This is a genomic window from Micromonospora sp. U56 (genome assembly GCF_018070095.1).
Lineage (GTDB): Bacteria > Actinomycetota > Actinomycetes > Mycobacteriales > Micromonosporaceae > Micromonospora > Micromonospora purpureochromogenes.
In genome coordinates, this window is the sequence record NZ_JAGPYL010000187.1 from 1 (window position 1) to 8,195 (window position 8,195).

At 69.2% G+C, this 8,195-nt stretch carries 7 protein-coding genes; 2 read left to right on the forward strand and 5 right to left on the reverse strand.

What is annotated here, in order from left to right; genetic code table 11:
- Nucleotides 1–152: 152 nt before the first annotated feature.
- The 5 genes from KBX37_RS32440 to KBX37_RS32460 form a co-directional block, all read right to left on the reverse strand.
- On the reverse strand, nucleotides 153–1,184 hold the full coding sequence (locus tag KBX37_RS32440) for an ABC transporter ATP-binding protein (RefSeq protein ID WP_088960363.1): 1,032 nt from the start codon (nucleotides 1,182–1,184) through the stop codon (nucleotides 153–155).
- A complete protein-coding gene (locus KBX37_RS32445; protein WP_210779651.1) occupies nucleotides 1,168–2,205 on the reverse strand; it encodes an ABC transporter ATP-binding protein in 1,038 nt (345 codons plus the stop codon). Before KBX37_RS32445 ends, KBX37_RS32440 begins: the two co-directional genes overlap by 17 nt.
- A gap of 7 nt (nucleotides 2,206–2,212) precedes the next feature.
- On the reverse strand, nucleotides 2,213–3,169 hold the full coding sequence (locus KBX37_RS32450; RefSeq protein WP_210779652.1) for an ABC transporter permease: 957 nt from the start codon (nucleotides 3,167–3,169) through the stop codon (nucleotides 2,213–2,215).
- A complete protein-coding gene (locus KBX37_RS32455; RefSeq protein ID WP_154941917.1) occupies nucleotides 3,162–4,100 on the reverse strand; it encodes an ABC transporter permease in 939 nt (312 codons plus the stop codon). Before KBX37_RS32455 ends, KBX37_RS32450 begins: the two co-directional genes overlap by 8 nt.
- Nucleotides 4,101–4,179: 79 nt before the next feature.
- Nucleotides 4,180–5,784: an ABC transporter substrate-binding protein gene (locus KBX37_RS32460; protein WP_210779653.1), complete on the reverse strand. Its 1,605-nt coding sequence runs from the start codon at nucleotides 5,782–5,784 to the stop codon at nucleotides 4,180–4,182.
- A gap of 413 nt (nucleotides 5,785–6,197) precedes the next feature.
- Between KBX37_RS32460 and KBX37_RS32465 the strand changes: the two genes are divergently transcribed.
- A complete protein-coding gene (locus KBX37_RS32465) occupies nucleotides 6,198–7,058 on the forward strand; it encodes a bifunctional methylenetetrahydrofolate dehydrogenase/methenyltetrahydrofolate cyclohydrolase (RefSeq protein ID WP_210779654.1) in 861 nt (286 codons plus the stop codon).
- 101 nt (nucleotides 7,059–7,159) lie between these two features.
- Nucleotides 7,160–8,110, forward strand: a complete 951-nt coding sequence (gene mdh, locus KBX37_RS32470; protein ID WP_210779655.1) for a malate dehydrogenase — start codon at nucleotides 7,160–7,162, stop codon at nucleotides 8,108–8,110.
- Nucleotides 8,111–8,195: the final 85 nt, after the last annotated feature.

Sequence of the window (8,195 nt, forward strand, 5' to 3'; positions counted from 1 at the left end):
TCCAACACCTGCCGATGCCCGAACGTCAACACACCCGGCCTCGCCACCAGCACCCCCAGCCCAACCAAGATCAGTTGCACTGAAGCCTAGAAACCACCCGGCGTGTCGGGACAACAACTTCATGATCGACGGCGGGGAACCGTGGGGGAGGGTCAGGGGAGGGACGGGCGGAGTTCGGCGAAGTGGCAGGCGGAGGGGTGGGGGTCGGCGGCGCGGGAGACCGACAGCGGTTCCTCGCGGGCGCAGACCTCCTGGGCCTTCCAGCAGCGGGTACGGAAGCGGCAGCCGGACGGCGGATCGGCCGGGCTCGGCACGTCACCGGTGAGCCGGATGATGGTCCGGTCGTTGCGGACGTCCGGGTCCGGCACCGGCACCGCCGAGAGCAGCGCCTGGGTGTACGGGTGGGTGGCCCGCTCGTAGATCTCGTCCTCGGTGCCGATCTCCACGATCTTGCCGAGGTACATCACCGCGACCCGGTCCGAGATGTGCCGGACCACCGACAGGTCGTGCGCGATGAAGATGTACGACAGCCCGAACTCGTCCTGGAGCTGCTCCAGCAGGTTGATCACCTGCGCCTGGATCGAGACGTCCAGCGCGGAGACCGGCTCGTCGCAGACGATCACCTCGGGCCGCAGGGCGAGCGCCCGGGCGATGCCGATGCGCTGGCGCTGGCCGCCGGAGAACTGGTGCGGGTAGCGGTTGACGTGCTCCGGGTTGAGCCCGACCACGTCCAGCAACTCCTGCACCCGCCGCTGCTTGCTGCCCTTCGGCGCCGCCTCCGGGTGGATGTCGAACGGCTCGCCGATGATGTCGCCGACCGTCATCCGCGGGTTGAGCGAGGTGTACGGGTCCTGCATCACCATCTGCATGTTGCGCCGCAGCCGGCGCAGCTCGGCCCCGGAGGCCTTGAACAGGTCCTTCCCCTCCAGGGTGGCCCCGCCGGAGGTGGGCGTCTCCAGCCGCATCAGCAGTCGGGCCAGCGTGGACTTGCCGCAGCCGGACTCGCCCACGATGCCCAGGGTCTCGCCCCGGCGCAGCTCGAAGCTCACCCCGTCGACGGCCCGGACCGCGCCGGTCTGCTTCTGGAACAGCACGCCCTGGGTGATCGGGAAGTGCTTGACCAGGTTGTCGACGGAGAGGATGGTCTCGCCGCGGACCTTGGTCGGGCTAGCGGGCGCTGTCATCTCGGACCTCCTGGGCGAAGTGGCACGCGCTGGTCCGGCCGTCGCCGAGGACCAGGTCGTGCGGCACCACGTCCACGCAGACCTGCTGCACGTACGGGCACCGGGGGTGGAACGGGCAGCCGGAGGGGATCCGCATCAGGTTCGGCGGCAGCCCCTTGATCGTCGACAACTCCTGGCCGCGCACGTCCATGCGCGGGATCGACTCCAGCAGACCCTTGGTGTACGGGTGGGCGGGCGACCGGTACAGCGACCGGACGTCGGCGTGCTCGACGATCCGGCCGGCGTACATGACCGCGATCCGGTCCGCGACGCCGGCGACCACGCCGAGGTCGTGGGTGATCAGGATCATCGCCATGTTGAGGTCCCGGCGCAGGTCGGCCAGCAGGTCCATGATCTGGGCCTGCACGGTGACGTCCAGCGCGGTGGTGGGCTCGTCGGCGATCAGCACCTTCGGATTCATCGCCAGCGCCATCGCGATCATGACGCGCTGCCGCATGCCGCCGGAGAACTGGTGCGGGTAGTCGCCGAGGCGCTTCGCCGCGGCCGGGATCCGGACCAGGTCCATCAGCTCGACGGCGCGCCGGCGGGCGTCCGCCTTGGACATCCCCTCGCGCTGGCGCAGCGTCTCGCCGATCTGCCAGCCGACTCCGAAGACCGGGTTCAGCGCGGAGAGAGCGTCCTGGAAGATCATTGCGATCTCCTTGCCCCGCACCTGGCGGCGCTGCTCCTCCGACTGCTTCAGCAGGTCCCGACCCTGGTAGAGGATCTGACCGGAGCGGATCACCGCCGGCGGCGTGTCGAGGATGCCCATGATCGCCTGAGCGGTCACCGACTTGCCGGAGCCGGACTCGCCGAGCACCGCGAGGGTCTCGCCGGCGTCCAGGTGGTAGGAGACGCCGTTGATCACCTTGGCGACGCCCTCGCTCGTCCGGAACTCGACGTGCAGGTCCCGGATGTCGAGCAGGTGGCCGCCCTCGGGCGTGGGAGAGGCCGGCGTCGGGTGGACAGCGGACTGGGTCATGAGGTTCTCACCGGAGCTTCGGGTCGAAGGCGTCGCGGATGGCGTCGCCCAGCATGATGAAGGCGAGGACGGTCAGCGCGAGGAAGGCGGACGGGACGACCAGCGGCGTCGCCGACTCCCGCATGTGCACCCGGCCGGCGTCGATGTCGATGCCCCACGAGATGGTCGGGGCCTTGAGACCGATGCCGAGGAAGCTCAGCGTCGCCTCGGCGGCGATGAACGAGCCGAGCGCGATGGTGAGCACCACGATCGCCGGGGCGAGCGCGTTCGGCAGGATGTGCCGCCACATGATCCGGCCGTTGCCGGCGCCGAGCATCCGGGCCGCCGCCACGTAGTCCTGCTCCTTGGCGGTGATCACCGAGGAGCGCACCACCCGGGCCGCGGTGGTCCAGCCGAGCACCGCCAGCACGAAGATCACCGCGAACAGCCGGACGTTGTCGCTGCTGGTGCTCACCCGCTTGAGCAGCACGATCGCGGCGAGCAGCAGCGGGATGCCGAGCACGATGTCGATCACGCGGGAGAGCACCGCGTCGACCCAGCGGCCGAAGTAACCGGCCAGCATGCCGATGACCAGCGCGATGATGCCGGTGATCAGCGCGGAGAGCGCGCCGACCAGCAGCGAGGCGCGGGCGCCGTAGACCGCCCGGGCGTACGTGTCGCAGCCCTGGAAGTCGTACCCGAAAATGGCCCCGCCGGACGCCCCGTCGTGCTGCCGGGAGAGCAGGCAGTCGCGCGGGTCGTTGGCGGTGAAGAGCGAGGGTACGGCGGCCATCGCGGCGACCACCACGACCAGGGTGAGGCTGATCCAGAAGATCGGATTGCGGCGCAGGTCGCGCCAGGCGTCACCGGCCAGGCTGCGGGCCTTCTGCGGCGCGCCGATCTGGTTGGGCGCTCCGGGCTCGCCGGACACGCCCCGCCGCGCGGCCTGGTTCTCCGTGGCCGCCACGGTCTCGAAGTCACTCATAGCGGATCCTCGGGTCGAGTACGGCGTACAGGACGTCCACCACCAGGTTGGACAGGAGGTAGACCACGACGAGCACGCTGACGATGCCCACCACCAGCGGGCCGTCCTCGGTGCGGATGCCGCGGAAGAGGTTGAAGCCGACGCCGGGGATGTTGAACACGCCCTCGGTGATGATCGCGCCGCTCATCAGGTTGCCCAGCTCGACGCCGAGGAAGGTGACCACCGGGATGAGCGAGTTGCGCAGCACGTGCACGCTGACGATCCGCCGCTTGACCAGGCCCTTCGACCGGGCCGTCCGGACGTAGTCGGCGCGCAGGTTCTCCGCCACCGAGGTCCGGGTCAGGCGCAGCGCGGTGGCCAGCGAGAGCGAGCCGAGCACGATGCCGGGGAGCAGCAGCGCGTACAGGTCGGGCTCGGCGCCGGCGGTGGGCGGGAAGAGCTGCCACTTGACGCCGAGGAGGTACTGCGCCAGCGGGGCCAGCACGATGGTCGGGATGCCGAGCACCAGCAGGGTCAGCACCAGCGTCGAGTTGTCGAAGATGCTGGCCCGGCGGATGCCGGCGAGCACGCCCGCGGTGACGCCGAACAGGATCGTCACGGCCATCGCGATGAGCGCCAGCTTGACGGTCACCGGCCAGGCAGCGGCGAGGATGTCGCCGATCTGGCGGCCGGTCAGCGACTGCCCGAGGTCACCCTGGAGCAGGTTCTTGATGTAGTCGAAGTAGCGGTAGAAGAAGCCGCCCACCCCGGTCTGGTCGAGGTGGAACTTTTCCGTCAGGTATGCCCGCTGGGCGGCGGTGACCGGGCGCTCGCCGGCGAGCGCCTGGATCGGGTCGCCCTGACCGGCGAACATCAGTGCGTAGACGATCAGCGTGGTCCCGAAGAAGGCGAGGACCATCTGGAGCAGTCGCCGCAGAATAAAGCGGAACATACTATGAAGTCTCTCTGAAAAGGGGCGAAGGGCGTGCTGGGTCGGGCCACCTCGCGGTGACCCGACCCGACCAGCGGTGTTACTTGACGGCCTCGATCTTCAGCAGGTCGACCCGGTCGAAGAGATCCATCTCCACGTTCTTGACCTTGGTCGAGTGCCCGAAGTTGTTCTGGCCGTACCGCAGCGGAATCACCGGCAGGTCCTCGGCCAGGAGGTCCTCCGCCGCCTGGTACTTCTTGATCGCCTCTTCCTCGTTCGGCGCCTTGGCGCCCTCGGCCAGCAGCCTGTCGAACGCAGGGTTGCTGTAGCCGTAGTAGTTCGAGGAACCGTTGGTGCTGTACAGCGGGCCCAGGTAGTTCTCCATGGACGGGTAGTCCATGACCCAGCCCATCCGGAACAGGCCGACCGGCTGCTTCGCCTTGAGCTTGGTCAGCAGGTCCGCGAACTTGGGCTCGGCGGTGCCGACGCACTCCACGCCCAGGTTGGCCTTGAGCTGGTTGCAGGTCGCGTCGATCCAGTCCTTGTGGCCGCCGTCACCGTTGTACGACAGCTCGATCTTGGACGGGCCACCCGCGGCCTGGTACATCGCCTTGGCCTTGGCCGGGTCGAACTCGCCCGCCGCGCCGATGGTGTTCTCCCGGTAGCCGGCCACGACCGGAGAGACGAAGGAACGGGCCGGCTGCTGCGAGTCCTTGAAGATCGACTTGGTGATCTCGTCCCGGTCGATCGCCATGGAAATCGCCTTGCGGACCTCCGGCTTGCTGAATTCCTTCTGGAACGTCGGGAACGCCAGCACCTGCAGCGACGAGGCCGGGCTCTGCTGGAACCGGTCACCGAGGTCGGTGGCGGCCGTCGACAGGCTCTCGGTCGGGAGGGTCTTGATGACGTCCAGGTTGTCCGACAGCACGTCCGCGTAGGCCGCGGTCGGCTGCTGGTAGATCCGGAACTCGACGCCGGCCACCTTCGGCTGCTGGCCGGGGAAGGCGTCGTACTTCTCGACCTCGACCTTGGCGTCGTGCTGCCAGGTGCCCTTGATCTTGAACGGGCCCTGACCGACCGGCGCCTGCTCGTAGCCTTCGGCCAGCACGCCCGGGGCGGAGAAGGCCGCCTTCGGCAGCGGGTAGAAGGCCGTGTAGCCGAGCATCGTCTTGAACTCGCTGTACGGCTCGGCCAGCGTCACGGTGAAGGTGAGGTCGTCGACCTTCTTCAGCCCGGACAGCGTCTTCGCGGCCGGCTTCTCGCCCTGCAGGTCCTCGTAGCCGGCGACCTTCTCAAAGAAGTAGCTCGAGTTCTGGCCGTTGGGGGCGTAGGCGCCGTAGTTCCAGGCGTCGATGTAGTTCTCGGCCGTGACCTTCTCGCCGTTGTGGAAGGTGTAGCCGTCCTTCAGCTTGATCGTCCAGACCCGGTTGTCCGCCGACGTCACCGACTCGGCCGCCACCTCGTACGGCTTGTTGGCCTCGTCGTAGTCGACCAGCGGGCTGAACAGGGCGGCGAGCACCTGCGAACCACTGGTTTCATTGGTGTTGGTGGGCACCAGGTGCTGCGGCTCGGCGATCTCGATCCGCACGGCCGCGTTGGGGTCGCTCTGCCCTGATCCGCCGTCGCCGCCCGAGCCGCAGGCCACCAGGCCAAGCGTCACCGCGAGCGGGAGAGCGGTCCAGGCGGCAAGCCTACGAACTCGCATTGAGACTCCTCATCTCCTCACGCTGCGCAGTTAGGCCCGGCGTTGGGTAACGCTGCGCAACGTTGGGCAACGGTAGGTCGCGCCCGGCTGTTCGGCAACGAGAGCGTTGCGAACCAGTAACGGAAAGCCCGCCACCGTCTTGTCGCCCTTCCGCCCCTCTGCTATGAGCGGTGCAGGGAAACCGCAGCTCCATGTCGGTTTCGAGGCTCGCGTTCCGCGCCCGGGGCGCGCTCCGGATCGCGCTGCGTGGTTGCCGGCCCACTGTCCGCTCTATGCGGTTCCATGAACGCATGTCCGTCCCGGGCTGTGGTCGACTCCACACCCGGTAACTCTCGGTGATTAAACCCACCTAACGGACAGTCACGGTTGGTCGTCGCCCCAACCTGCGGCTGTCGCCGTGAGACGATCTGGACGTGACGGCGACGATCCTGGACGGCAAGGCGACCGCGGCGGAGATCAAGGACGAGTTGCGGACGCGGGTCAAGGCGCTCGCGGAGCGCGGCATCACCCCGGGCCTCGGCACCGTCCTGGTCGGGGCCGACCCGGGCTCCCAGGCGTACGTCAACGGCAAGCACCGGGACTGCGCCGAGGTCGGGATCGCCTCCATCCGCCGCGAGCTGCCCGCCGACGCCACCCAGCAGCAGGTCGACGCGGTCCTCGCCGAGCTGAACGCCGACCCGGCCTGCCACGGCTACATCGTCCAGCTGCCGCTCCCGGCCCACCTGGACACCCAGCGCGTGCTGGAGATGATCGACCCGGACAAGGACGCCGACGGCCTGCACCCGGTCAACCTCGGTCGACTGGTGCTCGGCTACGACGCCCCGCTGCCCTGCACCCCGCGCGGGATCGTCGAGCTGCTCCGCCGGCACGACGTGCCGCTGCGCGGCGCGACGGTCGCCGTGGTCGGCCGGGGCAACACCGTCGGCCGCCCGCTGGGGCTGCTGCTCACCCGGCGCAGCGAGAACGCCACCGTGACCCTGTGCCACACCGGCACCCTCGACCTCGCCTCGCACACCCGCGCCGCCGAGATCGTGATCGTCGCGGCGGGGGTACCCGGGCTGCTCACCGCCGACATGATCACCCCGGGCGCGACCGTGGTCGACGTCGGCATCACCCGGGTGATCGGCGCGGACGGCAAGGGCCGGTACACCGGAGACGTGGACCCCGAGGTGGCCGAGGCGGCCGGCAAGGTGGTCCCGATGCCCGGCGGTGTCGGGCCGATGACCCGCGCCATGCTGCTCACCAACGTGGTGGAACGGGCTGAGCGGGGCTGACGGTGCCCATCGGTGTCATAACTGTCCGCCCCTGCCCTGATCGGTGCCAGGATGGCTGATACGGTCCGGAAAACCGACTGGTAGCAGGGAGTGGGACGACCATGGGTAAGAAGGTCACTGTCGTCGGGGCCGGCTTCTACGGCTCCACCACCGCACAGCGCCTGGCCGAGTACGACGTCTTCGACACCGTCGTGATCACCGACATCGTGGAGGGCAAGCCGGCGGGTCTCGCGCTGGACCTCAACCAGTCCCGCGCGGTCGAGGGCTTCGAGACCAAGGTCGTCGGCGTCACCACCGGCCCGAACGGCGAGGGCTACGAGGCGATCGAGGGCTCGGACGTCGTCGTCATCACCGCCGGCCTCCCGCGCAAGCCGGGCATGAGCCGGATGGACCTGCTGGAGACGAACGCCAAGATCGTCCGTCAGGTGGCCGAGAACGTCGCCAAGTACGCCCCGAACGCGGTCGTCATCGTGGTCTCCAACCCGCTGGACGAGATGACCGCGCTGGCCCAGCTCGCCACCCAGTTCCCGAAGAACCGGGTGCTCGGCCAGGCCGGCATGCTCGACACCGCCCGGTTCACCAACTTCGTCGCCGAGGCCCTCCAGGTGCCGGTGAAGTCGGTCAAGACCCTGACCCTCGGCTCGCACGGCGACACCATGGTCCCGGTGCCGTCGAAGAGCACGGTGAACGGCAAGCCGCTGCGCGACGCGATGCCGGCCGAGCAGATCGAGGAGCTGGTCGTCAAGACCCGCAACGGTGGCGCCGAGGTCGTGGCGCTGTTGAAGACCGGCTCGGCGTACTACGCCCCGTCGGCCGCCGCCGCCCGGATGGCCAAGGCCGTCGCGGAGGACTCCGGCGAGGTCATGCCGGTCTGCGCCTGGGTCGACGGCGAGTACGGCATCTCCGGCGTCTACCTGGGTGTCGAGGCCGAGATCGGCGCCGAGGGCGTCAAGCGGGTCGTCGAGACCGACCTGGACGCCGACGAGCTGGCCAGCCTGAAGGAGGCCGCCGAGGCCGTCCGCGCCAAGCAGGCCGACATCGCCAGCATGTGATCCACCAGCACCACCCGAAGGGGCGCGCCGGCACACCGGCGCGCCCCTTCCGCATCCCCACCCCACCCCGCACCCCACCCCACCC